This window comes from Nocardioides litoris, assembly GCF_006346315.1.
Lineage (GTDB): Bacteria > Actinomycetota > Actinomycetes > Propionibacteriales > Nocardioidaceae > Nocardioides > Nocardioides litoris.
Genome location: NZ_VDMR01000001.1, coordinates 1,512,455 through 1,538,345 on the forward strand (window position 1 = coordinate 1,512,455; position 25,891 = coordinate 1,538,345).

Annotated in this window: 27 protein-coding genes; 17 read left to right on the top strand and 10 right to left on the bottom strand. The window is 75.2% G+C overall.

Annotated features, from left to right (window positions below; genetic code table 11):
• Positions 1 to 51: 51 nt before the first annotated feature.
• Entirely contained in the window at positions 52 to 1,362 is a 1,311-nt protein-coding gene (locus FJQ57_RS07245; protein WP_139978526.1) for a reverse transcriptase family protein, read from the bottom strand.
• 275 nt (positions 1,363 to 1,637) lie between these two features.
• Here FJQ57_RS07245 and FJQ57_RS07250 point away from each other — a divergent pair, with 275 nt between their 5' ends.
• Both FJQ57_RS07250 and FJQ57_RS07255 read left to right on the top strand, forming a co-directional pair.
• Positions 1,638 to 3,047 (top strand): NAD(P)-binding protein, encoded by a 1,410-nt coding sequence (locus FJQ57_RS07250; RefSeq protein ID WP_139978528.1) that lies wholly within the window; start codon positions 1,638 to 1,640, stop codon positions 3,045 to 3,047.
• A 4-nt stretch (positions 3,048 to 3,051) separates the two neighbouring features.
• Positions 3,052 to 3,981 (top strand): pseudouridine synthase, encoded by a 930-nt coding sequence (locus FJQ57_RS07255; protein ID WP_139978530.1) that lies wholly within the window; start codon positions 3,052 to 3,054, stop codon positions 3,979 to 3,981.
• Between the two features lie 75 nt (positions 3,982 to 4,056).
• On the opposite strand, the gene FJQ57_RS07260 is transcribed toward FJQ57_RS07255, so the two are convergent.
• A complete protein-coding gene (locus FJQ57_RS07260) occupies positions 4,057 to 4,947 on the bottom strand; it encodes an alpha/beta fold hydrolase (protein ID WP_139978532.1) in 891 nt (296 codons plus the stop codon).
• Positions 4,948 to 5,003: 56 nt separating this feature from the next.
• Here FJQ57_RS07260 and FJQ57_RS07265 point away from each other — a divergent pair, with 56 nt between their 5' ends.
• From FJQ57_RS07265 to FJQ57_RS07290, 7 genes are all read left to right on the top strand, one after another.
• A complete protein-coding gene (locus FJQ57_RS07265) occupies positions 5,004 to 7,232 on the top strand; it encodes an acyl-CoA dehydrogenase family protein (protein ID WP_139978534.1) in 2,229 nt (742 codons plus the stop codon).
• The gene (locus FJQ57_RS22335) at positions 7,229 to 7,735 is read left to right on the top strand and encodes an FAS1-like dehydratase domain-containing protein (protein ID WP_246081636.1); all 507 of its coding nucleotides are present in this window, start codon (positions 7,229 to 7,231) and stop codon (positions 7,733 to 7,735) included. The genes FJQ57_RS07265 and FJQ57_RS22335 overlap by 4 nt, the downstream gene beginning before the upstream one ends.
• The gene (locus FJQ57_RS22340; protein WP_170219314.1) at positions 7,735 to 8,118 is read left to right on the top strand and encodes a Zn-ribbon domain-containing OB-fold protein; all 384 of its coding nucleotides are present in this window, start codon (positions 7,735 to 7,737) and stop codon (positions 8,116 to 8,118) included. The genes FJQ57_RS22335 and FJQ57_RS22340 overlap by 1 nt, the downstream gene beginning before the upstream one ends.
• Positions 8,118 to 8,507, top strand: a complete 390-nt coding sequence (locus FJQ57_RS07275) for a MaoC family dehydratase (RefSeq protein WP_139978536.1) — start codon at positions 8,118 to 8,120, stop codon at positions 8,505 to 8,507. Before FJQ57_RS22340 ends, FJQ57_RS07275 begins: the two co-directional genes overlap by 1 nt.
• Before the next feature lie 67 nt (positions 8,508 to 8,574).
• On the top strand, positions 8,575 to 9,762 hold the full coding sequence (locus FJQ57_RS07280) for a lipid-transfer protein (protein WP_139978537.1): 1,188 nt from the start codon (positions 8,575 to 8,577) through the stop codon (positions 9,760 to 9,762).
• 46 nt (positions 9,763 to 9,808) lie between these two features.
• Positions 9,809 to 10,444: a SatD family protein gene (locus FJQ57_RS07285; protein WP_139978539.1), complete on the top strand. Its 636-nt coding sequence runs from the start codon at positions 9,809 to 9,811 to the stop codon at positions 10,442 to 10,444.
• Complete coding sequence (locus FJQ57_RS07290; RefSeq protein WP_139978541.1) at positions 10,441 to 11,208, top strand: hypothetical protein; 768 nt, start codon at positions 10,441 to 10,443, stop codon at positions 11,206 to 11,208. Before FJQ57_RS07285 ends, FJQ57_RS07290 begins: the two co-directional genes overlap by 4 nt.
• A gap of 3 nt (positions 11,209 to 11,211) precedes the next feature.
• Here FJQ57_RS07290 and FJQ57_RS07295 read toward each other — a convergent pair whose 3' ends face one another.
• Positions 11,212 to 12,231, bottom strand: coding sequence for a DUF2510 domain-containing protein (locus tag FJQ57_RS07295; RefSeq protein WP_170219315.1), 1,020 nt, complete (start codon positions 12,229 to 12,231; stop codon positions 11,212 to 11,214).
• A gap of 52 nt (positions 12,232 to 12,283) precedes the next feature.
• On the opposite strand from FJQ57_RS07295, the gene FJQ57_RS07300 reads away from it, so the two are divergent.
• Both FJQ57_RS07300 and FJQ57_RS07305 read left to right on the top strand, forming a co-directional pair.
• Positions 12,284 to 12,829 carry an MOSC domain-containing protein gene (locus FJQ57_RS07300; RefSeq protein WP_246081637.1) on the top strand — a complete coding sequence of 182 codons (546 nt, stop codon included), beginning with the start codon at positions 12,284 to 12,286 and terminating at the stop codon, positions 12,827 to 12,829.
• Positions 12,786 to 13,547, top strand: coding sequence for an MBL fold metallo-hydrolase (locus FJQ57_RS07305; protein ID WP_246081638.1), 762 nt, complete (start codon positions 12,786 to 12,788; stop codon positions 13,545 to 13,547). Before FJQ57_RS07300 ends, FJQ57_RS07305 begins: the two co-directional genes overlap by 44 nt.
• Positions 13,548 to 13,565: 18 nt before the next feature.
• Here FJQ57_RS07305 and FJQ57_RS07310 read toward each other — a convergent pair whose 3' ends face one another.
• On the bottom strand, positions 13,566 to 14,309 hold the full coding sequence (locus tag FJQ57_RS07310; RefSeq protein ID WP_139978549.1) for a dienelactone hydrolase family protein: 744 nt from the start codon (positions 14,307 to 14,309) through the stop codon (positions 13,566 to 13,568).
• A 43-nt stretch (positions 14,310 to 14,352) separates the two neighbouring features.
• On the opposite strand from FJQ57_RS07310, the gene FJQ57_RS07315 reads away from it, so the two are divergent.
• The 3 genes from FJQ57_RS07315 to FJQ57_RS07325 are packed head-to-tail and all read left to right on the top strand — an operon-like array spanning position 14,353 to position 17,697.
• Positions 14,353 to 15,876 carry a cryptochrome/photolyase family protein gene (locus tag FJQ57_RS07315; protein WP_139978551.1) on the top strand — a complete coding sequence of 508 codons (1,524 nt, stop codon included), beginning with the start codon at positions 14,353 to 14,355 and terminating at the stop codon, positions 15,874 to 15,876.
• A gap of 31 nt (positions 15,877 to 15,907) precedes the next feature.
• Complete coding sequence (locus tag FJQ57_RS07320; RefSeq protein ID WP_139978553.1) at positions 15,908 to 16,408, top strand: 2'-5' RNA ligase family protein; 501 nt, start codon at positions 15,908 to 15,910, stop codon at positions 16,406 to 16,408.
• A complete protein-coding gene (locus FJQ57_RS07325; protein WP_139978555.1) occupies positions 16,405 to 17,697 on the top strand; it encodes a glycoside hydrolase family protein in 1,293 nt (430 codons plus the stop codon). The genes FJQ57_RS07320 and FJQ57_RS07325 overlap by 4 nt, the downstream gene beginning before the upstream one ends.
• Here the strand turns inward: FJQ57_RS07325 and FJQ57_RS07330 are convergent.
• Positions 17,681 to 18,112: a VOC family protein gene (locus FJQ57_RS07330; protein WP_139978556.1), complete on the bottom strand. Its 432-nt coding sequence runs from the start codon at positions 18,110 to 18,112 to the stop codon at positions 17,681 to 17,683. The genes FJQ57_RS07325 and FJQ57_RS07330 overlap by 17 nt on opposite strands.
• 81 nt (positions 18,113 to 18,193) lie before the next feature.
• Here FJQ57_RS07330 and FJQ57_RS07335 point away from each other — a divergent pair, with 81 nt between their 5' ends.
• Entirely contained in the window at positions 18,194 to 19,438 is a 1,245-nt protein-coding gene (locus tag FJQ57_RS07335) for a DUF480 domain-containing protein (protein ID WP_246081639.1), read from the top strand.
• 125 nt (positions 19,439 to 19,563) lie between these two features.
• Here FJQ57_RS07335 and FJQ57_RS07340 read toward each other — a convergent pair whose 3' ends face one another.
• Entirely contained in the window at positions 19,564 to 20,529 is a 966-nt protein-coding gene (locus FJQ57_RS07340) for a lipid kinase (RefSeq protein ID WP_139978558.1), read from the bottom strand.
• 47 nt (positions 20,530 to 20,576) lie between these two features.
• Positions 20,577 to 21,017, bottom strand: a complete 441-nt coding sequence (locus FJQ57_RS07345) for an OsmC family protein (RefSeq protein WP_139978560.1) — start codon at positions 21,015 to 21,017, stop codon at positions 20,577 to 20,579.
• A 67-nt stretch (positions 21,018 to 21,084) separates the two neighbouring features.
• Between FJQ57_RS07345 and FJQ57_RS07350 the strand changes: the two genes are divergently transcribed.
• The gene (locus FJQ57_RS07350; protein WP_139978562.1) at positions 21,085 to 21,555 is read left to right on the top strand and encodes a MarR family winged helix-turn-helix transcriptional regulator; all 471 of its coding nucleotides are present in this window, start codon (positions 21,085 to 21,087) and stop codon (positions 21,553 to 21,555) included.
• Here FJQ57_RS07350 and FJQ57_RS07355 read toward each other — a convergent pair.
• From FJQ57_RS07355 to kstD, 3 genes are all read right to left on the bottom strand, one after another.
• On the bottom strand, positions 21,552 to 22,280 hold the full coding sequence (locus FJQ57_RS07355) for a hypothetical protein (RefSeq protein WP_139978564.1): 729 nt from the start codon (positions 22,278 to 22,280) through the stop codon (positions 21,552 to 21,554). The genes FJQ57_RS07350 and FJQ57_RS07355 overlap by 4 nt on opposite strands.
• Before the next feature lie 137 nt (positions 22,281 to 22,417).
• Positions 22,418 to 23,302 carry a MaoC/PaaZ C-terminal domain-containing protein gene (locus tag FJQ57_RS07360; RefSeq protein ID WP_139978566.1) on the bottom strand — a complete coding sequence of 295 codons (885 nt, stop codon included), beginning with the start codon at positions 23,300 to 23,302 and terminating at the stop codon, positions 22,418 to 22,420.
• Complete coding sequence (kstD, locus tag FJQ57_RS07365; protein ID WP_139978568.1) at positions 23,302 to 25,044, bottom strand: 3-oxosteroid 1-dehydrogenase; 1,743 nt, start codon at positions 25,042 to 25,044, stop codon at positions 23,302 to 23,304. Before kstD ends, FJQ57_RS07360 begins: the two co-directional genes overlap by 1 nt.
• 34 nt (positions 25,045 to 25,078) lie before the next feature.
• Here kstD and FJQ57_RS07370 point away from each other — a divergent pair, with 34 nt between their 5' ends.
• Positions 25,079 to 25,882: a 2-keto-4-pentenoate hydratase gene (locus tag FJQ57_RS07370; protein WP_139978569.1), complete on the top strand. Its 804-nt coding sequence runs from the start codon at positions 25,079 to 25,081 to the stop codon at positions 25,880 to 25,882.
• Positions 25,883 to 25,891 lie beyond the last annotated feature (9 nt).

Sequence of the window (25,891 nt, forward strand, 5' to 3'; positions counted from 1 at the left end):
CGGCGCCAGGGCGCCGTCCTCGACCACCGTGCGGCCCGGTCCGCTGCCGGTTCAGCGTGTCCAGTCGACGGACTCCCAGGCGGCGAGCAGCCGCTCGCCCCGGGCCGGGTCGTGCTGGGCGACCCAGGCGATCCGGCCGCGCAGGTGCGCGGCGAAGGCAGGGTGGCCGTCGCGGTCCTGGCTCGCCGGGCCGTGCAGGCGGCAGTTGTGCAGGATCGCGCGGAGCCGGTCGACCTCGGCCCGCGGCACCCGCGGCCGGTCGTTGACGACCAGCCCGCCGAGCACCTGCCGCCCGGCGCGGGGCATGACGGCGGTCTTGCGCGGGTGCACCCGGAACCCCTCGTCGACCACGACCTCCTCGATCGCGTCGAGCAACCGCGACGTGCCGCGGCCCCAGCCGCGGTCGCCGCTGAAGGCCAGGTCGTCGGCGTAGCGCGTGTAGCGCCCGCCCCAGGCGCGGGCCAGGGCGGACAGCCGCACGTCGAGGCGGTACGCCGCCAGGTTGGCCAGCGCGGGGGAGGTCGGCGCGCCCTGGGGCAGGTGCGGGGCGGCCAGCCGGCGCCCGAGCCGCCAGTGCGCGTCGAGCAGGTGCTCCGGCGCCGGGCGGGGGACCGCCCGCCACGCCGCGTGCGGCAGGACGGTCGTGGTCAGCCCGGCCAGGGCGTGGGCGACGGGCTCGGGGTAGCCGACCGTGCGCCAGGTGCCGAAGACGCGACCGACGGTCACGCTGGCGAAGAACGACTCGAGGTCGAGGCGCACCACCACCGACCGGTCGGCGTGGGGCGCGGCGTGGCGGCGGACCGACCCGCCGGGACGGAAGCCGCGGGCCGCGTCGTGGGGCGGCACGACGGCGAGCACCTCGTCGAGCAGCCGGCGCTGGAGGACCTTGAGCCGGTGCTTGGGTGCCTCCAGCACCCGCACCGCGCCCGTCGCCACGACGCGGTGACTGACCCGGTAGTGCTGCAGGCGCGGCTCGCTCGTGCGCCGCGCCCACCGCTTGGGGTCGGCGAACCAGTCCAGCTCGCCCGTGTCGAGGTCCAGCAGGTCGGCCAGGTCGGCGAGGTCGTGCAGCGCGGGGACGCCCCACCGGTTGGCCAGCATCCGGGTCGGCGCGAGCGGCCGGTGCGCCGGCGCGTCGGCGTACGAGCGGTCGGCGGCGAGGAACGCCCCGATGACGGTGGCCAGCTCGCGCGGCCGGTCGTGCGGTGGACGCGGGTAGTGCAGCAGGACGTCGCGCACGAGCGGCCGCAACCACGCCGGGCGGCGGCCCAGCACCCCGCGGCCGCTGGCCAGCAGGCCGTCGCGGTCCCACGCGCCGGCGAGGAACCCGGCGGCCAGGGCGCGCGCGAGGTCCTCCCTCACCGGGACCCCGGCCCGGAGGGGGTGTGCGGCAGCACCGCTCGACCTGTCCCGTCGTGCGCGCGGCTTCCTGCCGCGGAGCGCAGCGTGTCGCGCGCGGTGCCGTGCCCGGACGTGCCGGTGGCCCCCGGGGTAGCCCCGGGGAGGTGGACCGACGACGCGCGTCGGCCAACCGTCTCGAGGAGGTGCTGCCGCACGCGCGCACCCTAGCCGCCGCAGCGGTCGCGACCCACCCACCCGGGTGTCGACCCGGAGCGTCCTCGTGGTGTGGTGGCCCCGTGCACCAGCTCGACGTGGACTACCTCGTCGTCGGCGCCGGGGCGGCCGGCCTCGCCTTCACCGACGCGCTCATCGACCACACCGACCCCTCGGTGCGGGTGGCGGTCGTCGACCGCCGCGACGGCGTCGGCGGGCACTGGCGCGCTGCGTACCCCTTCGTCCGGCTCCACCAGGCCTCGCAGTTCTACGGCGTCGCCTCGACCGTGCTCGGCGGTGAGCGCCAGACCGAGGGCCCCGAGGCGGGCCTGTTCGAGCGGGCCGACCGCGACACGGTGCTGGCCCACTACGAGCGCGTCGTGGCCCACCGCATGGTCGGCCCCGGCCGGGTCGACCTGCTCCTCGGCGCCGAGCACGTCGGCGACGGCGTGGTGCGGGCCGCGGACGGCACGTCGTACGCCGTCCGGCCCGGCGCCCGGGTCGTCGACGCGACCTACCTCTCGCCGCGCGTGCCCTCGGAGTCGCCGGCCGGGTTCGCGGTCGACGACGACGCCCGCGCCGTCGCGGTCAACCTGCTCCCCGAGGCCGGCCACGCCCCGGAGGTGGTCGTCGTCGGGTCGGGCAAGACCGCCACCGACGCCGTCGTCTGGCTGCTGCAGCAGGGCACCGACCCCGACGCGATCGTGTGGGTCCGCCCGCGCGAGCCCTGGATGCTCGACCGCGCCGTCGTGCAGCCCGACCCCACGGTCTTCCTCGGCATGGCCGCGAGCGTGATGCGCTCGGCGGCCGCGGCGTCCTCCCTCGACGACCTGTTCCTGCGCCTCGAGGACGCGGGGACCATGATCCGCATCGACCGCTCCCTCACCCCCACCATGGCCAAGGCGCCGACCCTCGGCGCGTGGGAGCTCGACCTGCTCCGCACCGTGCACCGCGTGGTCCGGCTCGGCCACCTGCGGCGCGTCTCCCGGGGCCGCCTGCACCTCGACGAGGGCACGGTCGACGTCGCGCCCGACGCCCTGGTGGTCGACTGTGCGGCTGACGGCCTGCGCCGACGCCCCCGCACCCCCATCTGGTCCGCCGACGCGATCACGCTGCAGCCGGTGCGGTCGGGGTTCCCGTGCTTCGGCGCCGCGCTCGTGGGGTACGTCGAGGCGACCCGCCCCGGCGGGCCTGCGGGCGACCCGGTGAGCGACGCCGAGAAGAACCGGCTCGCCCCGCCGTCGTCCTTCGGCAATTCCCTGGCCGACTGGGCCGCGATGAACGCCCTCGGCTCCCGCGCCGCCACCGCCTTCGGCGCCGAGCCCGACATCGCTGCCTGGGCGGCGACCGTCGCGCTCAACCCCTCCCGCGTCCCGCCCGGCCACCCCTCCTCGCCGGCCCTCGACGCCGCGCGGGCCGACCTGGCCGAGCACACCGGCCCCGGTGTGGCCCGGCTGGAGGAGCTCGCCGGCCTGCCGCCCGGCGCCAGCTAGCCCGGTGCCGCCCCGCTCGCCCCTCCCGCCGCGCCACGGCCTCCAGCCCGCCTGGGTCAAGTCGCCCGACCGGCACACGGCCGACCCGGCGTCGTACGCCTCGATGGCGGGGTGGCTGCGCACCGCCGTCGACGACCGCGTCGACGTCGACGCGCTGCTGGCCCAGGGCCGCTTCGTGTACGCCGACGGAGCGGCGGTGACCGAGTCCGACGCCTACCGCCCGCACACGTTCGTCTGGTTCCACCGCGACCTGCGGGCCGAACCGGTGGTGCCGGGCGAGATCACGGTCGTGCACCGCGACGAGCGGGTGGTCGTGGTCGACAAGCCCGCGTTCCTCTCGACGGTGCCGCGCGGCAACCATGTCGTGCAGAGCCTGGTGGTGCGGCTGCGCGACGGGCTCGGCCTGCCCGACCTGACCCCGATGCACCGGCTCGACCGGATCACCTCCGGCCTCGTGCTCTGCGTCGTGCGCCGCGAGGACCGCGGGGCCTACCAGTCGATGTTCGCCGCCGGCACCGTCCGCAAGACCTACCGGGCCCTGGCCCCCCACGTCGATGCGCTGGAGATGCCCACCACCGTCCGCACCCACATCCGGCCGGTCCCGCGCACCGGCCGTGCCGAGACCGTGCCCGGCGCGCCGGTCAACGCCGAGACGCTGCTGCAGGTCGAGTCGCGGGTCGCGGGCGGGGGTGACCTGGCGACGTACCGGCTCCACCCGCGCACCGGCCGCACCCACCAGCTCCGCCTGCACCTCCTCGGTCTCGGCGCGCCCATCGTCGGTGACCCGCTCTACCCCGTCGACCGGCACGTCGACATCGACGACTTCTCCGACCCGCTCCAGCTGCTCGCCGCCGAGCTCGCCTACGTCGACCCGGTCGACGGCCGGCCGCGGCACCACGTGAGCGCGAGGCGGCTGCCGCTCCTGCCGGCGTGAACCGTCTGCTCCGCGTGGCTGGTGTGGGCGGCCGCGCGCGTAGTCGATCGGGTCACCAGCCCCGCAGACCAGGACTCACCGCCGCGCGTTGACGACCGCGACCGCCTCCAGGAACGCCGGCACGAACCTCTCCGCCTCCAGCACGCACGCCGCGTGGCCGGAGTCGACCTCGTGCGTCGTCGCGCCGCCGATCGCCCGCGCCAGTCCGCGCTGGCGCTCGGCGGGGATCACCCGGTCGCGCGCGGTGACGACGACGGCCGTCGGGACGTCGACGCGGGGGAGCCAGGGGCGGGAGTGGTGGCGACCGAGGGCGGCGAGGGCCTGGCCGACCGCCCACGGGCTCGTGGACCGGAACTCGCCGATCGCCCACTCCTGCACGTCGGTGGGCGCGAGGTCCACGGACGCAGCGGCGCGGCGGGCAGTGGCCACCGCGGTCCGCGACCGCGACACGCCCCGCAGGCCGAGCATCGAGACGCCCATGCCGGTGAAGAACGCCCGCTCGGCCGGGTTGAGCTGGAAGCGGTCGGTGGTCGAGCAGAGCACCAGCCCGGCGACGTACGACGGGTGCTGGCGCCAGACCCGCTGCGCGACGACGCCGCCCATCGAGTAGCCCGCGACGACCGCCCGCTCGACGCCGAGCACGTCGCACAGCGCGGCCACGTCGTCGGCGCAGTCGCGCAGGGAGAACGCCTCGCCCTGGATGCCCTGCCCGTGCCAGCGCTGGTCGAGGGTGACGACGCGGTGGCGGTGGGCGAGCCGCTCGACGACCGGGTACCACGTCAGCAGCCCGGTGCACCCGAGCGCGTGCAGCAGCACGACGACGGGGGCCCCGGGCGTGGGACCCGGGGTGTCGGTGACGTACGTCGTCCCGCGGCCCGGCAGCTCCACGAGACGGCCCTCGGGGATGCGCGCCCAGGGCAGGTAGACCCGGCGGGCCAGCCGCACGGCGGTGCTTCGAGCGGGCACCCGGACCTCCTCGGACGGCGTGGCAGCGAGAACTAGAACAGGTTACAGTTTCGGCCGTGACGACCATCGACGGGTTCTCGCCCGCGGACCCCGAGTCGCTCGACGCCGTGCGCTCGGTCGTCCGCTCCGTGCTCGACCAGGCCGCGGCCCACGACCGCGTGCCCACCTGGGCCGCGGTCGCCGAGGCCGGGCTCACCGCGCTCCCAGTGCCCGAGGCCCACGGCGGCGAGGGCCTCGGCCTGGCCGAGGTCGCGGTGCTGCTGCGCGAGACCGGCGCCCGCGCGGTGCACCTGCCGGTGTGGGAGACGCTGTGCTGCGGAGCGCTCGTGCTCGCCGCCGTCGGCACGCCCGCCCAGCAGGAGGCCCTGCTGCCCGGCGTCGCGGCCGGCGAGGTCGAGCTGGCCCCGGCGCTGCGCGAGGTCGGCCGTCGGCTGACCGACCGCCCCGCCGCGACGTACGACGCCGGCGCGGTCTCCGGCCGCAAGGTCGGCGTCACCCGGGCTGCCGAGGCCACCCGGCTGCTCGTGACCGCCCGGGACGCCGCGACCGACCGCGACGTCGTCGTCCTCGTCGACCCGCACGGGCCGGGCGTGACCCTGGAGGAGTCCGGCTCGTCGGCCCGGCTGACCACCCACACCGTCGTCCTCGACGGCGCGCCCGCCGGGGTGCTGGGCGACGGCACCGACCTGGCCGGCGCCGCGGCCCGCACCCTCGTCGAGCACGCCGTCGCCGGTCTCACCCTCACCGCCGCGGGCGTCGTGCGCGGGGCGGTCGACCTGACGGCCGACTACATCAAGGGCCGTCGCCAGTTCGGGCGGGCCCTGGCGGAGTTCCAGGCCGTCGCCATGCAGGCCGCCGACCTCTACATCGCCTCCCGCACGCTCGACCTCGCCGCCGACAACGCCGCCTGGCGGGTCGGCGCCGGGCTGGAGGCCACCGACGACCTCGCCGTCGCGGCGTGGTGGACGGTCGCCGAGGCGCCGAAGGCCCTGCGCACCTGCCACCACCTCCACGGCGGCATGGGCGTCGACGAGACCTACCCGTTGCACCACTACTACTCCTGGGTCGTCGACGTCGCACACGCCCTCGGCACGCTGCCGGGCGACGTCGCGGTCGAGGACCCCGCGGCCAAGAACCTCGAGCTCACCGCCGCCCAGCGCGCCCTCAAGGCCGAGCTGCGCACCTACTTCCACGGGCTCGCCTCCGACGACGAGCACCTCGACATGGGCAAGGACCGGCACGGCCCGACCTACCAGCGCGTGATCCGGCAGATGGGCCAGGACGGCTGGATGGGCGTCGGCTGGCCCACCGAGCACGGCGGCCACGGGCTCGGCGAGGTCGAGCAGACGATCTTCGCCAACGAGGCCCAGCACGCCGACGTCCACCTGCCGGCGGTCACCCTCCAGACCGTCGGGCCCACCCTGATCCGCTACGGCACCCAGAAGCAGAAGGACCTGTTCCTGGGCCGGATCCTGGCCGGCGACGTCCACTTCGCCATCGGCTACAGCGAGCCTGACGCCGGCACCGACCTGGCCTCGCTGCGCACCACCGCCCGCCGCGACGGCGAGCACTACGTCGTCAACGGCCAGAAGATGTGGACCACCGGCGGCCACCAGGCCGACTACGTGTGGCTCGCCGTGCGCACCGACCCCGACGCGCCGAAGCACCGGGGCATCTCGATCCTCATCGTCGACACCTCCGACCCGGGCTACTCCTTCACCCCGATCATCACCGCCGACGGGTCCCACCACGTCAACGCGACCTACTACAACGACGTCCGCGTCCCCGTCGACATGCTCGTCGGTGAGGAGAACCAGGGCTGGCGCCTCATCACCACCCAGCTCAACCACGAGCGCGTGATGCTCGGCCCCGCCGGCCGCATCGAGGGCCTGCGCGACCGGATCGTGGAGTGGGCCGGCAAGGCCGGCGTCCTCGAGCGGCCCGACGTCCGCGACGTGCTCGGCCGGGTGACCGCGGCCTTCCGGGTCAACGAGCTGCTCAACTGGCAGGTCGCCCGCGCCGCCGCCGACGGCGAGGTCTCGGTCGGCGACGCGTCGTCGTCGAAGGTCTTCGCCGCCGACCAGGTGCAGCACCTCGCCGCCGACCTCGTCGCCGTCGTCCACCGGTACGGCGACCCGGCCGAGGCCGAGACCAGGCACCTGCTCCGCTACCTCGACGACCAGGCCAAGCGCAACCTCGTCCTCACCTTCGGCGGGGGCGTGCAGGAGGTCCAGCGCGAGCTCATCGGCATGTTCGGGCTCGGCCTGCCGCGGGTGCCCCGGTGAGCACCCGGCAGGCCGACGAGCGCCACGACCGGATCATGGCCGAGGCCGCCCGCGTGCAGGCGCTCGGCGAGGCGTCGGAGTCGTGGGCGCCGTACGCGGTCAACCAGCCCACCATCGGCACCTGGCTCGATGCCCTGGGCTACGACAACGACCGGTTCCGCCAGGGCGAGGCGCCGCCGTCGATGGCGCAGGTCTGGACGATGCCCGGGCTCGGCCGCCGGCGGCCCGACGACGACCCGCTGCACGCGATGATGGAGGTGCTGACCGCCGAGGGGTACACCGCTGTGCTGGGCACCAACTGCGAGCAGACCTACGAGCGCTACCTGCGGGTCGGCGAGGAGCTGCGGGTCACCACCGCCCTCGACTCCGTGGTCGGCCCCAAGACCACCGGCATGGGGATCGGCTACTTCGTCACCTCCCGCAACCGCTGGTACGTCGACGACGAGCACGTCGCCACCATGCTGTTCCGCGTGCTCAAGTTCGTCCCGGGGGAGCGTCCCTGATGGCCGTGCGCCCGATGGTCAACCGCGACTCGCAGTTCTTCTGGGACGGCACGCAGGTGGGCGAGCTGCGCATCCAGGTCTGCAACGCCTGCGGGGCCACGCGGTTCCCGCCCGGGCCGGCGTGCCAGCAGTGCGAGGCCTACGACCGCGGCCACGAGGTCGCGGCGGGGGAGGGCACGGTCTACTCCTACGTCGTCCACCGCCACCCGCCCGTGCCCGGCAAGGAGCTGCCGATCGTCATCGCGCTCATCGACCTCGACGAGGGCGTCCGGATGGTGGGGGAGGTCGAGGGCGTCGACGACCTCGAGATCGGCCAGCGCCTGCGGGTCGACTTCCGCCGCGTCGACGACGACCTCACCCTGCCGGTCTGGAGGACCGTCTGATGCGCACCGTGACCGCCGGCGAGGTGCTGCCCGAGTGGAGCCTGCCGATGACGCCCACGACCATCGTGAGCACCGCCATCGCCACCCGCGACTGGCAGGACGTCCACCACGACCGCGACGTCGCCCAGGCGGCCGGGTCGAAGGACATCTTCATGAACATCCTGACCACCAACGGCCTCGTCGAGCGGTACGTCGTCGACTGGCTCGGCCACGACGCCGACCTGCGCGGCATCGCCATCCGGCTCGGCGCCCCGGCCCACCCCTACGACACGCTGACCTTCAGCGGCGAGGTCACCGAGGTCGCGGACGGCCTCGCGACCGTGCGCGTCACCGGGCGCGTCTCCCTCGGCGACCACGTGACCGGCACCGTGCGGGTGGTCGTGCCGTGACCGGGCCGCACGGTGGTCGAGGAGGTCGCCCTGGCAACCGTCTCGAGACCACGCGAGCCGAGCGCCCATGACCACCCGGACCCTCAGCGGCAAGGCGGCGATCGTCGGCATCGGCGCGACGGAGTTCTCCAAGGCCTCGGGGCGCTCGGAGCTGCAGCTCTCGGTCGAGGCCGTGCGCGCGGCGGTGGCCGACGCCGGTCTCGAGGTCGGCGAGGTCGACGGCCTGACGACGTTCACGATGGACACCTCAAGCGAGATCGCGGTGGCCCGTGAGCTCGGCCTGCCCGAGCTGCGGTTCTTCAGCCGCATCAACTTCGGCGGGGGCGCGGCGTGCGCGACCGTGCAGCAGGCGGCGATGGCCGTGGCCACCGGCGTCGCCGACGTCGTGGTCGCCTACCGCGGGTTCAACGAGCGCTCGGAGAGCCGGTTCGGCCAGTTCTCGGTGGCCGCGGCGACCCAGGTCAACACCAACGGCCTCGACAACGCCTGGACCTACCCCCTCGGCCTCGGCACCCCGGCCGCGACGGTGGCGATGCAGGCCCGCCGCTACATGCACGAGTACGGCGCCACCTCGACCGACTTCGGCGCGGTGGCGGTGGCCGACCGGCGGCACGCGGCGACCAACCCGCACGCGTTCTTCCACGAGCGGCCGATCACGATCGAGGACCACCAGGCCTCGCGGATGATCGTCGACCCGCTCCACCTGCTCGACTGCTGCCAGGAGACCGACGGCGCCCAGGCCATCGTGGTCGTCTCGGCCGAGCGCGCCCGCGACCTCCCGCAGCGCCCGGCCCACGTGGTGGCCGCGGCGCAGGGCAGCGGGCGCGACCAGTTCGTGATGACCTCCTACTACCGCGACGACATCGGCATCCCCGAGATGGGTGTCGTGGGCCGCGAGCTGTGGCGGCAGTCGGGCCTCACGCCGGCCGACGTGCCGACGGCCGTGCTCTACGACCACTTCACGCCGTACGTGCTGATGCAGCTGGAGGAGCTCGGCTTCTGCGGGCGGGGCGAGGCACCCGGCTTCGTCGCCGACGGAGCGATCGAGCTCGGGGGCCGGCTGCCGCTCAACACCCATGGCGGGCAGCTGGGGGAGGCCTACCTGCACGGGATGAACGGCATCGCCGAGGCGGTCCGCCAGGTGCGCGGCACCTCGGTCAACCAGGTGCCCGCGGCGGTCGACGGTCACGTGCTGGTGACCGCCGGCACCGGCGTCCCGACGAGCGGGCTGGTGCTCGGCGCGGCCCTAGTGTGAAGCCTTTTGCTTCATCCGCAGCAGATGAAGGTGATAACTTCATCTCATGACGGTGAAGCAGGAGGCTGTCGTCCTCATCGGTGACCTGGTGGGGTCGCGCGGGGCGTCCGACCGCCGCGCCCTGCACCGCCGCCTCGAGCGGGCGCTCTCCGAGGTCAACGGGCGGTGGGACCTCGCCCTGCGCGTCACCGCCGGCGACGAGTACCAGGGCGTCGTGCCCAGCCTCGGCACCGCGTGCGCGGTCACCCTGGCCGTCCGCCTCGCCCTGCTGCCCGACCACGACGTGCGCCACGGCATCGGCCGCGGCGCACGCCGGGTGCTCGACGACGAGACCGGCATCGAGGACGGCTCGGCGTGGTGGGCGGCCCGCCGCGCCATCGACGACACCCACCAGGCGGCGGCCCGGGCGGCCACGCGCGGGGCACGCACGGCCTACCGGCTCGCCGACGGCGTGGCGGGGGAGACCGGGGCCGTCGACGCGGCGCTGCTGGCGCGCGACGAGCTCGTCGGGCGGCTCGACGACCGCTCACTGTCGGTGCTGCGTGGTCTGCTGTCCGGGCGCACCCAGGCCGAGGTCGCCGTCGAGCTGGGCATCAGCCCGTCGGCGGTCTCGCAGCGGGTGCGCTCCGACGCCCTCGGCGTCGTGGTGACGACCGACGACCTGCTGGGAGGACTCGCATGAGCTGGCTCGGGCTGCTGCTGGTCGGCGTGGCGCTGGCCGACGTCGGTTTCTCGCTGACCCGCGCCTCGGGGTGGTCGGCGCTGCGCCGTGCCCGCACGGCCGAGGCGGGCGCCGCGGTCGCGGTGCTCCTGCTGGGCGTCCTCGCCGGCCTCGACGAGCCGCGGCACCTGCTCGGGCTGGTCGTCATCGGCCTGGGCGTCGTGGCGTGGGGCGAGAGCGTCACCTACGGCTTCGGGGCCCGCCGGTACGCCGTGCCGCTCGGCGTCCTCGGCCTGCTCGTGGTGGCGGGGCTGGTCGCCTCCGGCCCGGCTCCGGCGGCCCACGGCCTGCTCGAGAAGTGGCTCGAGGCCACCGACCTGGCGCCGCTGGACGGCCTCGACCCCGACCGCGCGCTGCTCGTCACCGGTGTCCTGCTCGTGCAGCTGTCCACCGGCAACGTGCTGGTCCGCCTCGTCCTGGGGGTCACCGGCACCACCAACCCGCTGCGCGACACCGTCGCCGCCTCGCCCGCCCCCTCGCTCAAGGGCGGACGCATCCTCGGCCCGCTGGAGCGGGTCTTCATCGTGGTCCTGTGGCTGGCCGGGGAGGCCACCGCGGCCAGCATCGTCGTCGCGGCCAAGGCGCTGCTGCGCTTCCCCGAGCTGCAGGCGGCGCGGGCCGACGGCTCCCGCCCGGGCCTGCACGAGGTCACCGAGTACTTCCTCGTGGGCAGCTTCGTCAGCTGGACGGTCTCGCTGGGCAGCCTCGCCCTGCTGGGCGCGTGAGCGTCAGCCGACGGTCGTCACCGCGGCGGCGCTGCCCCCGTCGCCACCCCCGGCGGGCGTGTCGCCGCCCGGGGTGCCCAGGTCGGGCTGGGTGAAGGAGAGCACCACGCCGACGAGCAGGCCGAGGCCGATCGAGGCGGCGGCGATGACCTTCGTCGTGCCGTCAGGCCCCGGAGCCGGCGGCCGGGGCATCCCCGGGGCAGCCGCGGGCCGCGGCGCCCACCGCGCGCCGAGCACGACGCCCGCCCCGAGCACGGCGAGCCCGAGCATCCCGATCCAGCCGCCGAGGGAGAACTGCACCTCCCCGACGTTGGCCTGCTGCAGCAGCCATCCCTGGACGGCCGCACCGGCGCCGGCGGCCATGCCGCCGAGGATGACGACCCACGTCAGCACGCCCGAGGAGTGCACCAGCGGCACGGCGGCCACGGCCACCGCGACCGCGACGACCAGGACGGCGGCGTACGCGCCACCGATCGCCCAGAGCCAGACGACGTCGTTGCCGACCGCGATCTGCCCGGCGTCGCGGTAGGCCGTCGAGATGTCGGTGAACCGGCTGTCGTCGCCGTCGTACCAGGGGAGCACCAGCAGGCTGAGCAGCATCATGGCCAGCCCGCCACCGCCGGCCAGCAGGCCCCACCCGGGTCGACCGCGCTCGCCCGCGCCGTACGACCGTCCGGGCGACCCGGCCACGGGGTGGCCGGCGGTCGGGGGCGGCGGGTAGGCCGCCTGCGGCACCGGCGAGGTCGCGTCGTACGCCGGCGGGCCGGGCTGCTGCGGGGGCGGGGGGCTCCACCCGGGGGTCGGGGTGCCAGAGGAGCCGGAGGAGCCGGGGGTGCCCGGGCCACCGGACGTGCCGCGCGGTGGCGCCAGCGGCGCGCCGCCGGCCGGCAGCGGGTCGGTCACGGTCTCGCCGTTGGTGGCGACGACGTGCTCGGTCCAGCGGTGCCCGTCCCAGTGGCGGCGGCCGAACCGGCCGGTCGGGTCGTCGAACCAGCCGGCGTCGGGTGGCGGAGTCGCGTTCATGGTGGGCCCCTTCCGAGCGGGCGTCGTTGGACGGCACTGGGATCCTAGGGGCGTGGTCCCCGAGGAATCCTGCACCGTCGCCGCCCTGCACGTCGCCAAGGCCACCCGCCTGCCGATGCGGGCGGTCGAGGCCGTCGAGGTCGAGGCGGGCCGGGGCATCGTGGGGGACCGCTACCACGGCACCCGGCACCGGCACGTGAGCGTGCAGAGCCTCGACGCGCTGGCCGAGGCCACCGAGCTGTACGGCGCCGACGTGCCCGCCCACCTGACCCGGCGCAACCTCACGGTGAGCGCCGGGACGGTGCCTCGCGAGCCCGGGGCGCTCATCCGGGTCGGCGACGTGCTGCTGCAGGTCGTCCGCGTCGCCGCTCCGTGCAAGCTGCTCGACGACACCATCGGCCGCGGGGCGCAGCACGCCCTGCGGCACCGCGGCGGGTCGATCTGCCGGGTCCTCGAGGGCGGCACGGTGCGGCTGGGCGACCCGGTCGACCTGGCGGCTCGGGGTACCGGGCCCGATGGAGCACCCCAGCAGTCGGTTGACCTTCGGGGGCACGGTGACCGCGCTGCTGCACCTCGGCCCGTTCACGCTGCTGACTGACCCCAACTTCCTGCACCGCGGCCAGCGCGCCTACCTCGGCAAGGGGCTGTGGTCGCGCCGGCTCACCGAGCCGGCCATCACCCCGGAGACGCTCGCCGGGCTGCCCGCCCTCGACGCGGTGCTGCTCTCCCACCTGCACGGCGACCACTTCGACCGGGTGGCCCGCCGCTCGCTCGACCGGTCGCTCCCCGTGCTGACCACGCCCGCGGCGGCCCGGCGCCTGGACCGGTGGGGCTTCGGCGAGGCCCAGGCGCTCCGGACGTGGGACACCGTCGAGCTGGCCCGCGACGGCTGGACCCTCACGGTGACCAGCGCGCCCGGCGTGCACGGGCCCGGGCCGGTGCGGCACCTGCTGCCGGAGGTGATGGGGAGCGTGCTCGAGCTGCGGGAGGGCGCGCGGCTCGTCCGTCGGGTCTACGTCAGCGGGGACACGCTGCTCCGCCCGTGGCTGCGCGAGGTGGTGGAGCGCTGCGGTCCGGTCGACACCGCGGTGCTGCACCTCGGCGGCACCCGGGTCGCCGGGGTCCTGGTGACCATGGACGGTCGCCAGGGTGCCGACCTGGTCGACCTGCTCGAGCCGGGTGCCGTCGTACCGGTGCACCACGACGACTACCGGGTCTTCCGCTCCCCGCTCTCGGACTTCGTCGCCGAGTGCACCCGTCGCGGGCTCGCCGACCGCCTCCGCCCCGTCGCCCGCGGCGAGTCCGTGCCTCTCTGACGCCGACCCGTCGTGGATTCACGACGGGTCAGTGTGGAGCTTGCCGTGGAAGAAGTCGAGGATGCGGGTGACGGCCTCGTCCTGGCGGTGCCGGGTGACCACGGCGTGCTTGCGGCCGGGGAGCTCGACACGCAGGAAGGCGTCGCCCAGCTCGCGGGTGAGGGTCTCGAACCGGGTGCCGGTGGCCGGGTCGCGGGCGTAGCGCACGCCGAGCACCTCGCACCCCGCGGCCGCCCGCCGGCGCACGGCAGCCAGGTCGTCGGGGGAGAGGTTGACGTCGGCGGCCCGCGCCCGGCCGACGGGGAAGGGCACCGAGGGCTGGCACAACACGGGGGCCGCGACGGCGTCGTCGACCATCATGGCCAGGGCGAACCCGCCGGTGAAGCACATGCCGAGCGCCCCGACGCCGGGCCCGCCGAGGTCGGCGTGCAGGTCGCGGGCCAGGCTGCGCAGCCAGCCGGCCACCGGGGCGGTCTCGCCGGTGGCGAGCTTGGTGAACTCGCGGCTCACGCAGACCTGGCGCAGGGACGAGGCGATGGCCAGGGGCCCGTCGCCGGTCTCCGGCCGGCCGAACAGGTGCGGCAGCACGACGGTGAACCCCGCCGCGACCACCTCCTCGGCGAACCCGATGACGTCGGCGGTCAGGCCGGGGACCTCGTGGATGACCACGACCCCCGGCCCGGTCCCCTTGCGGTAGGTGGGGTGGGTGGTGCCGGCGGGGTCGGTGTGCTCGCCCCGGGTCCAGGTCGCCAGCAGGCTCATGGGGTGAACATAGGCCCCCGGCGCCCCGACTAGCGTCGAGCACATGGCTCAGCGATCCGAGCGAACCGTGCGCCTGGTGCTGCCCCACCAGTTGTTCGAGTCGCACCTCGACGCGGCCGAGGGCACCACCTTCGTGCTCGTCGAGCACGACCTGCTGTTCCGCCAGTACCGCTTCCACACCCAGAAGCTCGTGCTCCACCGGGCGAGCATGCGCCGCTTCGCCGAGCGCCTGCGCGGTCGCGGGTACGACGTCGAGGTGCTCGAGACCGACGGGCGCACGACCTCGCGGGCCGCCCTGGCCAAGCTCGTGAAGAAGCTCGCGCCGAGCCGCGTGACGGCGTACGACGTGGTCGACGACTGGCTCGGGCAGGACCTGCTCGGCGGGCTGGCCGACGGCGGCTACGAGCTGCGCGACGCCGACGTCCTCGACACCCCCAACTTCCTCACCACGCGCCGCCAGCTCTCCGACTACTTCGCCGACCAGGGCGGGTCGGCGCGGATGCAGCACTTCTACGCCTGGCAGCGCCAGCGCCTCGACGTGCTCGTCACCGGCTCGGGCAAGCCCGAGGGCGGCAAGTGGTCCTTCGACGAGGACAACCGCAAGAAGCTGCCCCAGGACCACCCCGTCCCGACGCCGCGGCGCGTCGACCCGAGCGACCGGCACGAGGCGGTCGACGAGGCGATCGCCTGGGTGAAGAAGGCGTTCCCCGACAACCCCGGCGACGCCGACGCCTTCGCCTGGCCCACCAGCCACGCCGAGGCGAGCGCGTCCTACGAGGAGTTCCTGGCCGAGCGGTTCGCCGAGTTCGGGCCCTACGAGGACGCCCTGTCCACCCGTGAGCCGTTCGTCTTCCACTCCCTGCTCACCCCGGGCCTCAACGTCGGGCTCATCTACCCGCGCACGGTGCTCTCGCGGGCGCTGGAGGTGGGGGAGAGCAACGACGTCCCCATTGCCAGCCTCGAGGGTTTCGTGCGCCAGGTCATCGGTTGGCGCGAGTACATGCGTGCCACCTACGTCCTCTTCGGTCGCACGATGCGCTCGGGCAACCGGCTGCAGCACGCCCGGCCGCTCGACGAGGGCTGGTGGACCGCCCGCACCGGGCTGGGCCCGGTCGACCACGTGCTGGAGCGGGTGCTCGAGCGCGGCTACGCCCACCACATCGAGCGGCTGATGGTGCTCGGCAACGCGATGTGCCTGCAGCGCACCGACCCCGACGCGGCCTACGAGTGGTTCATGGAGATGTTCGTCGACGCCTACGACTGGGTGATGGTGCCCAACGTCTACGCCATGTCGCAGTTCGCCGCGGGCGAGGCGATCACGACCAAGCCCTACGTCTCGGGCAGCAACTACCTGCGCAAGATGAGCGACTACGCCGGCGCGGGCCTCGACGGCGACGACGAGGACTGGCAGGCCGCGTGGGACGGCCTCTACTGGACCTTCGTGCGCGACCACCGCGAGGTCTTCGAGCGCAACGCCCGCTCCGGGTTCGCGGTGCGCACCTACGACGGGCTCGACGCCGCGACCAAGGCCAAGCACACCCGCAACGCCAAGCCGTTCCTGGCCTGAGCCGCCGAGCCCCGCCGAGCCCCGCCGCGCCGTGCCCCGCCGCCACTCGATCGAGCTGCTGCCCGACGACGCCTCCGCCGCCGTCGTACGCCGGCAGTGGGAGGCGTTGCGCGAGGCCGGCATCCCCTCCATGGCCGACCACACGGGCGAGTCCAACACCCCGCACGTGACCGTGGTCGCCGTGCCGGGGCTGACGGAGGACGACGAGCGCCGCGCCGTCGACGCGCTCGGGCCGCTGCTCCCCGTGACGGCCCGGGTGGCCGGGCTGGTGACGTTCGGAGACGACCCGCTCGTGCTGGCCCGGGTCGTCGAGCTGCCCGACCCCGTCGTCGTGGCCGTGCTCGGCCTGCGGGCGGCCGTGGGCGACGACCGGTTCGCTGGATGGCTGCCGCACCTGACGCTCGGCATGCGCGTGCCGCGCGACCGGCTGGCCGAGGCCCAGGACCTGGCCCGGGGCGAGGACGAGGTGGTCTTCGCCGGCCTCCGGCGCTGGGACCCCGACGAGAAGGTCGTGCGAACCTTGCTCCCGTGAGCGCCTCCTCGCCCGTCCGGGAGGCAGCAGAGGCCGGGTGGGCCTGGACGCTCGACCAGGTCGTCCGCGACGACGAGGGACTGCTGCTGCCCGGCACCGTCGTCGCCGGTGAGCCCCCCGAGGCCGACGGCCCGCGCGCCGGGCTCCACAGCGGGCTCGGCGGGCTCGGGCTGGTCCTGGCCGAGGTGCGCCGCACGCGGCCGTGGACCCCGCGGGAGGCCGACCTGGCCCACGAGGTCGTCGAGGCGGTCCGCGCCGACGTGGAGGAGACGACCGACTGCTCCTGGTTCGACGGCCTCCCCGGGCACGCGGAGGTGCTCACGGCCCTCGGGGCCGGTGGTGTCGACCGGGTCGTGTCGCGGCTCCTCGAGCTGGCCACGCCGACGGGGTGGCCGACGGCGGTCCTGCTCCCGCCCCGGTGGGCCGAGGAGGCGCGGGTCACCGACGTCACGCTCGGCACCGCCGGCGTGCTGCGAGCCGCGACCGCGGCGCGGGCCTCGGGTGTCGCCGGGGCCGAGGAGCTGGCCCGCCGCGCGGCGGCCGTGCTGGAGGCCGAGGTCGAGACCGACGACCACGGGCCGACCTGGCCCCACGCGCCGCACCGGTTCCGGCTCGACCCCACCCCGCCGGCGGAGATGCCCAACTGGTCCCACGGCGCAGCGGGCGTGGCCCACGCACTGGTCGAGGCCGGTGTCGCGCTGGGTCGCCCCGACTGGGTCGACCTCGGTGCCCGGGCCGCCGCACGCCTGGTGGCCCTGGCCGACACCGGACCGGACGGCGGCCTGCTGCGCGTGCCCTCGACGATCCCGCTGCAGCGTCCCGAGGACCCGCTGCCGGCGTACGCCATGGGCTGGTGCCACGGTCCGACCGGCACCCAGCAGCTGTTCGGGGCCCTGGGGCGCGCCGGCGTGACCGAGGTCGCCGGGGAGAGCCCGGCCACCTGGGTCGCGCGGTGCTGGGACACCGTCGAGGCCTCGGGGGTGCCGGCCCGCGGCGAGCCCGGGGAGTGGGACAACGACGGGTGGTGCTGCGGCACGGCCGGGGTGGGCGCGCACGCCGTCGCGGCCGGTCGCCACCGGCTGGCCGTGGCGTGCGCCCAGGCGCTGGTCGACCGGGCAGTCGTGGCCGGCCCCGGGGGCCAGGTCTGCTGGCGGTTCGTCGAGCACACCGCTGAGGACCCCCTGCTCCCGCCGCGGCCGGGCTACATGCAGCGCAGCGCCGGGATCGTCGCCTTCCTCCTCGCCGCTGAACGCGCCGGCCTCGGCCGCGCCGTCAGCCGGCGAAGGTGAGCTCGAGGTTGATGTCGTCGGGGTCCTGGAAGGACAGGATGGTCACGGCGCCGGCGGAGTAGACCTCCCCGTGCTCGATGCCGGCCTCGTCGAGGCGCCGGGCGGCGGCGTCGAGGTCCTCGCGGCGGCCGACCTGGAGCGAGACGTGGTCGAGGCCGACCCGGGTCGAGTCGAACCGGTCGCCCGCCTGCGCCACTGGCCGCAGTCCGAGCAGCTGGCCGCCCAGGTCGAACACGCAGCCGCCGTACAGCTTCTCCTGGTCCTCGGTCGTGCCCGGCTCGTCGACCTCGTCGCTGAAGTCCATCGCGGGCTCCGAGCCCAGCACGGAGGTGTAGAACGCCTTGGACCGGCGGATGTCGGTGACGGTGAGGCGGACGTGGTGCAGGCCCTGGAGCGGGGCGATGGCGTCGGTCATGCCCCCACCCTGACCGCCCGCAGGGGTCCGCATGGTCACCCCGGCGGGTCGACCTGCCGACCTCGGCTAACGTCGGGCGACGTGAGCGAGACCAGCGCCCCGAGCACCCTCCCGGTGCTGAGCGCCGAGGAGCAGCGCGTCCTCGGCAGCCTCCTGGAGAAGGAGGTGACGGTCCCCGCGTCCTACCCGATGACCGTCAACAGCATCCGCACCGCGTGCAACCAGTCCAGCAGCCGCGAGCCGGTGGTCGACTACGACGAGCGCACGGTGCACGAGGTGCTGCGCGAGCTGAAGAACCGCGAGCTGGCCGCCGTCACCTGGGAGGACCGCGGCAAGCGCACCCTGAAGTACCTCCAGCGCCTCTCGGTCGTCCTCGACCTCGCCGACGACGAGCGCGCGCTGCTCACCGTGCTGCTGCTCCGGGGCGCCCAGCCGCCGGGTGCACTGCGGACCCGCACCGAGCGGCTGCACACCTTCGCCGACCGTGGCGCCGTCGAGGCCTGCCTGGCCCGGATGGCCGGGCGTGAGCACCCCCTGGTCGAGCAGCTGCCGCGCCAGCCTCGCGAGCAGGACGCCCGGTGGGTCCACCTGCTCGGCCCGGTCGACGTGCCCGGCGCCGGCGCGCCCGCGGTCGCCGCGCCCGAGGCCGACCGCGACGCGGTGGTCGCCGAGTCCGTCGGGGGATCGGCCGGGCGAGACGAGCGGGTCCGCACGTCGTACGACGCGGTCGCGGGGTCCTACGCCGACGCCCTCACCGACGAGCTGGACGGGCTGCCCTTCGAGCGCTGGCTGCTGGAGCGGGTGGCCGCCGACGCCGGCACCGGCCCGGTGGTCGAGGTCGGCTGCGGCCCGGGCCACGTCACGGCCCACCTGGCCGAGGCGGGCGCCGACGCGACCGGCCTCGACCTGTCGCCCGCGATGGTCGAGGAGGCTCGCCGGCGCTTCCCCGACGGCGTCTACGAGCAGGGCGACCTGCGCACCCTGATGCGCCCGGCCACCGGGTCCGGGTGGGCCGCGGTGCTGGCGTGGTACTCCCTGGTCCACACCGCGCCGGCCGAGCTGCCCGCCGTGCTGGAGGCGCTGGTGCGGCCGCTGCAGCCAGGCGGCACGCTCGTCGTCGCCGCGCACGCCGGCAGCGGGGTGCGGCGCCATGACACGTGGTTCGAGCAGCCAGTCGAGCTCGACTTCGTCGCCCACGAGCCGCACGAGCTGGTCGCCCTCGCCGAGCAGGCCGGCCTCGTCGACGTCGAGTGGTACCGCCGGGGGCCGCTCACCGCCCGCGGCGAGTCCACCGAGCGCGTCTACCTGGTGGCCCGCAAGCCCTGACCCGGCTGGGCAGGGCCTGGCGCATCGAGGTCCGCTCGCACCTCAGCCAGCGGGTCGGGCCCTCTGGTGGCTGAGGTGCGAGGAGCGCCAGCGACGAGCCTCGAAGCCTCCGCAGCCGTTCCCGATCACCCGTCCCAGCGCGCCGCGCGACTGGTGGTGGGGACGACGACGTGCACGGCGTTGCGCTCGAGCCGGAAGGTCAGGGGGGTCGTGGCCAGCACCTCGCCGTCGAGGTTGACCGGCTGGGCGGGGTCGGTGACGACGCGGACGGCCCGGGTGACGGCGTGGTGGACCTTCTCGTGCTCCACGAACTTGCCGGTCTTGAACAGCCGGGCGATGGAGAAGTGGTCGCGCACGCGGCCCTTCTCGATGCAGTAGACGTCGAGGGTGCCGTCGTCGATGCCCGCGCCGGGGGCGACGGTCATGCCGCCGCCGTAGTAGCGGCCGTTGCCGACCGCGACCTGCAGCACGTCGGCGACCTCGAGGGTGGGGTGGTCGCCGTCGGGGAACTCCAGACGCGCTGCGAACGGCACGTGGTCGCGGTAGGCCCGGGCGGCGGCGACGGGGTAGGCCACCGGACCCAGCCGCTTCTTCATGCCCGGGGTCAGCCGCTGCGTGGTGGCGACGGACAGGCCGAGCGAGGCGACGTTGAGGTAGGGGTGCTCGCCGGCGCGGCCGAGGTCGATGTCGACCACCCGACCGTCGACGAGCGCCGCGACCGCGCCGTCGAGGTCAGCGGGGATCTCGAGGGTGCGGGCGAAGTCGTTGGCCGTGCCGAGGGGGAGCACGCCGAGCATGGTGTCGGTGCCCGCCACACGCCCGGCGGCCGCGCCGACCGACCCGTCGCCGCCGCCGATGACGAGCATGCCGGGCGCGCTGGCGAGGGCCTCGTCGAGGGTGGCCAGCAGGCGGGAGCCGTCGGGGGCGGCGTACAGACGCACCTCGCCCGCGCCGGCTGCGGTGAGCCGGTCGCGGGCGAGGTCGGCGGCGTCGAGGCCCTTGCGCGAGCCCCCGTTGACCACGAGCGCCACGTCGTCGAGGCGCGGGGCGGGGCCGGGAGGGACGAAGTCAGGGGTCTCGGCGCTGCTCATGCGTCGAGCCTAGGGGCGGGCGATGAGCGCCCCGTGAGAGCGCGCTGTCAGCTCTCCAGGGAGGCGTCGAGGGTGATCTCGACGCCGGTGAGGGCCTTGCTGATCGGGCAGCCCTTCTTGGCGCCCTCGGCGGCCTCCTTGAAGCCGGCCTCGTCGAGGCCCTCGACCTCACCGACGACGGTGAGCTTGATGCCGGTCAGGCGGAAGCCGCCGTCGGGGTCCGGGCCGAGCGAGACGTCGGCGGTCACGTCGAGCGACTGCGGGGTGCCGCCGGCCTCGGCGATGAGGGCCGAGAGCTGCATCGCGTAGCAGGAGGAGTGGGCGGCGGCGACGAGCTCCTCGGGGGAGGTGGTCCCCCCGGCGTCGTCGGCGGCACGCTTGGGGAACGAGACGTCGTAGGTGCCGACCTTCGAGCTGGAGAGCTCGACCTGGCCGGAGCCCTCCTGCAGCGAGCCGTTCCAGGCGGTGCGGGCGGTACGTGTGGGCATGGGGTCCTCCTCGGTGGGCTGAACTGTCTTGTGCACAAGATACTCGGGCACGCGGTAGAATCAAGCCATGTCCACCACGAGCCACCTCGCGCCCTCAGCGGTGGAGCTCGACGAGCTCCTCTGCTTCGACCTGTACGCCGCGCAGCGGGCCGTCACCGCCGCCTACCGCCCCGTGCTGGCGCGGCTCGGGCTCACCTACCCGCAGTACCTCGTGCTGGTGCTGCTGTGGGGCCGCGGCGAGTGCACCGTGCGCGAGGTCGCCGACGCCCTGCGCCTCGACCACGGCACCCTCACCCCGCTGCTGCGGCGGATGGAGACCGCCGGCCTGCTGACCCGACGCCGCGGCACCGACGACGAGCGCACCGTGCTCGTCGCGCTGACCCCGGCCGGCGACGCACTGCGGGTCCACCGCGACGAGGTGCAGTGCCACGTCGCCGAGGCCATCGGCCTGGGCGAGCGCGACATCGCCGCCCTCCAGCAGCTGCTGCGGCACGTCACCGCCGCCACCGAGGCCGCGGAGGCGGCCGACGCGGGCTAGCGCCCGTCCGCCCGGTCAGGTCGGCCGCGCTGGTGGAGCGCGCTGCCGCCGGTCAGCCGCATGACGTCCCAGAGCAGGTCGCGGGTGGGTGCGTCGTCGGGCTCGCCGCCGGCGAGGGCGGTGGAGACCGTGGGCCGGTGCCGGGGGTCCAGCACGTCGGGCTCGGCCAGCGCCCATCGGGCCGCCGCGTCGTCGTCGACCACGGCGGCCCGCGCAGCGGTGTGCAGCAGGCGGCAGGCCGTGAGCACCCGGGTCGCCCGCGTCGGCGCCGGCAGCGGCTCGAGCCCGCGCTCGTCGTCGTACCGCTCGGCGAGGTCGCGGGCCAGGCCCAGCGCCTCGGCCCGCAGCGCGACCTCGTCGACCTCGGCCACCAGGTCTGATGCCGGCGGGCCGGCAAGCACCGTCGCGGTCCGGCGCAGCCGCCACCGACCCTCGGCGGTGTTGGGCCACCCGGCCGCGTCGACCAACCGGTCGGCGCCCGCCTCCGCCCGCGGCCAGCGCCGCCCGAGGGTCATCGGGCTGCGGAGGTCGGCCGCGTCGGCGTACACCACGGGCGGCCAGGTGCCGCCCGCCGCGGCGTGCAGCAGGTCGAGCTCGGCCCGGCGCGCCCCCTCGACCCGTCCGGCGGTCACCACGACGACGGCCCCGTCGGCCAGGTAGGCCGCGGCGAGGTCGGGTCCGAGCACCCCGCGCACGGCCTGCACCACCTCGCCCGCCCCGCGCACGAGCACCACCCTAGGCGCGGGCTCCCGACCCGTCCGGCCGGGACGGGTGCGGCTGGTGGCGGCAGGATCTCCGGTTCACCGGAGAAACTGCCACTTCTGGCACGAAACCCCCGCGCAGACCCGCCGTCCCCGAGCGGTCAGCCCCGGACGCCGACCTCGACGTCGGCCAGGGCGGGGGAGCCGTCGCGCTCGCCGCCGACGACGGTGGCCGACGCGACGACCCGGTCGTCACCGGTGCGCCAGCCACGGACGCGCAGGGTCTCGCCGGGGAAGACGACGCCGGCGAAGCGGGCGGCGTACGACGTCACGCGGCTGGCGTCGCCGTCGAGCAGGGCGTCGGTGAGCTCGCGCAGCACGATGCCGTAGGTGCACAGGCCGTGCAGGATCGGCGCCGGGAAGCCGGCGGCGCGGGCGAACGCCGGGTCGGCGTGCAGCGGGTTGCGGTCGCCGCAGAGGCGGTAGAGCAGGGCCTGCTGCGGCGTGACGGTGCAGGTGACGTCGCAGTCGGGGGCGGTCTGCGGCACCTCGACGGGCGTGGCCGAGCCGCGCTCTCCGCCGAACCCGCCCTCGCCGCGCACGAAGATCGACGACCGCACGGTCCACAGGGCGGAGCCGGACTCGTCGCGAGCCACGCCCTCCTGCCAGATGACCGCGGCCTTGCCCTTGTCCCAGACGTCGGTGAGCGTCGTGCTGATCGTCGCGGTGCCCGAGGTCGGCAGCGGCCCGTGCACGGCGACGGACTGGGAGCCGTGCACGACCTGGGAGAGCTGGATGTCGCAGCCCGGCAGGTCGAGCGGCGGCGGGTCGGTCTCGTGGAACGTCGGCGCGACCACCCCGAACGACGGCAGCACCTGCAGGTCCGGGCCGTCGAAGGTCCAGCGCAGCGCGCCCGGGTCGACGTGGTCGCCGTCGCGCGTGCCCGCGCCGACGCCGAGGTGGTAGAGCAGCACGTCGCTCGCGCCCCAGGAGAACGTCCGCTCGCCGAGGTCGGCACCCACCGCGACGGTGGGGTCGATCGGCATCAGGCGCTCTGCTCGGTGACGGCCTCGGTGACGGCCTCGGTGACGGCCGCGGTACGCCGACCGGCCGCCGTACGGGCGATGTCCTCGGCCGCGAGGTAGCCGAAGACGAGGGCCGGGCCGATGGTCGCGCCGGGTCCGGCGTAGGTGTGCCCCATGACCGCGGCCGAGCAGTTGCCGGCGGCGTACAGGCCGTCGATGACCGAGCCGTCGGCCCGCAGCACCCGGGCCCGCTCGTCGGTGACCAGTCCGCCCTTGGTGCCGAGGTCGCCGGGCACGATCTTCACGGCGTAGAACGGCGCCTGGTCGATGACGTGCAGCGACGGGTTCGGCTTCACCGTCGGGTCGGAGTAGTACTTGTCGTAGCCGGACTCGCCGCGGCCGAAGTCCTCGTCGACCCCGGAGCGGGCGAACCCGTTGAACCGGTCGACGGTCTCGCGCAGCGCCGCGGCCGGCACGTCGATCTCGGCGGCCAGCGCCTCGAGCGTGGCGGCCTTCCTGACCGTCCCGTTCTTGTACCACCGGCCGGGGAAGGGCTGGCGCGGTCCGAGCCCGGCGAACAGGTAGCGGTTGCGGTAGCGCTGGTCGATGACCATCCACGACGGCACGTGGCCGACGCCGGTCGCCTCGCCGGCGTAGATCTCGTGCACGGCCTCGACGTAGGGCAGGGCCTCGTTCATGTAGCGGCGGCCGGCCTGGTTGACGATGATCGACCCGGGCAGGTTGCGCTCGGCCAGGCAGAACCACGGCCCGCTCGGCAGTGGGATCGTCGGTCCCCACCAGGCGTCGTCCATCAGCCCGACGTCGGCGCCGGCCTCCTGGCCCGCCTCGATGCCGGCGCCGGTGTTGAACTGGCTGCCCGTCGTCCACTCCACCGACGTGGGCCGGGGCTGGTGGCGCTCGCGCATCTCGAGGTTGCGCTCGAACCCGCCGCTGCCGAGCACCACGCCGTGGCGGGCCCGGACGACGCGCTCGGCGCCCTCGGGACCGCCGTGGCGGACCCGGACGCCCACCACCCGGCCGTCCTCGAGGACCAGGCCGAGCAGCTCGGTCTCGTAGTGCACCGGCACGCCGGCGTCGACCAGCCCCTGCCGCAGGCCGATGGCGATGGCGTTGCCCATCGCGTACATCTTCTGGCCGCGCACCAGGCTGACGACCCGTCGCGCGAGGACCTTCACCATGGTGACCGGGCCGCGGATGGTGCGCATCCCCAGGCTGATCCTCCGGAAGTCGGCCTGGGTGACGATCATGTTGGCCGGCGCCTTGGTGTACTGCGGGTGCAGCCGCGCCAGCTCCTCGCCGAGGAACCGCGCGTCCATCGGCACGGGCTCGCAGGAGCGGCCCTTCAACCGGCCGCCCGGCGCCTCGGGGTGGTAGTCGGCGTAGTCCTCGACCCAGGCGAACCGCAGCGGGGTGCGGTCGCGCACGAACTCCATGACCTCCGCGCCGCGCTCGATGTAGGTGTCGCGACGGACCTTGGGCACGTCGTCGCCGACGATGGAGTCGAGGTAGCGCTTGGACTCCTCGACGTCGGCCGCGTCGGTCTGGCCGGCCGCCTGGAGCGCGTAGTTGCCGGGGATCCAGACCCCGCCACCGCTGCGCGCGGTGGAGCCGCCGAAGTGCGCCGACTTCTCCAGCACGACCGTCTCGAGGCCCTGGGCCCCGGCGGCCAGGGCGGCCGACATGCCGGCACCACCCGCCCCCACGACCACGACGTCGACCTCGTCCGGCAGCTGACCCGTCATGGCGCAAAACTGTAACAGGTTCTAGTATTGCCGCGTGACGTCTCCTGACGCCGTCCGCGCGGCGGTCGACCGCCTCGCCACCGCCCAGCGCGAGCGGGTGCCGTGCCCCCCGGTGCGCGACCTCATCGGCACCGACGACCTCCCCGCGGCGTACGCCGTGCAGCAGGGTCTCGTGCAGGCGCGGGTCGCCGGGGGAGCACGCGTGGTCGGGCGCAAGATCGGGGCGACGTCGAAGGCCGTGCAGGACCAGCTCGGCGTCGACCAGCCCGACTTCGGCTACCTGCTCGACGACATGGACGTCTCGGGCCGGGACCGGGTCTCCATGCGGACCCTGGTGCAGCCCCGGGTCGAGGCCGAGGTGGCCTTCCGGCTGGCTGCCGACGTCGACCTGCCCGAGGACGAGATCACCCTCGAGGCGGTGCGCGAGCGGGTCGAGGTCGCGCTCCCGGCGCTGGAGGTCGTCGACTCGCGGATCGCCGCCTGGGACATCGGGTTCACCGACACCGTCGCCGACAACGCCTCCAGCGGGCTGTTCGTCGTGGGCACCGAGGGCCGCCCGCTCGACGGACCCGACGGGCTCGAGCCCCGCGAGGTCGACATGGCCCTGGCCGTCGGCGGCGAGGTCCGCTCGTCGGGCAACGGCGCCGCGTGCCTGGGTGACCCGCTCGAGGCGCTGCGCTGGTTGGCCGTGCAGTGCGCCCGGTTCGGCGACCCGCTGCGCGCCGGCCACCTGGTGCTGTCGGGGGCCCTCGGGCCCTTCGTGCCCTTCGCGGCGGGCGACCGCGTCGAGGCGTCCATCAGCGGCTTCGCGCCGCTCGTCGCCACCTTCGAGGAGTGAGCAGGTTGA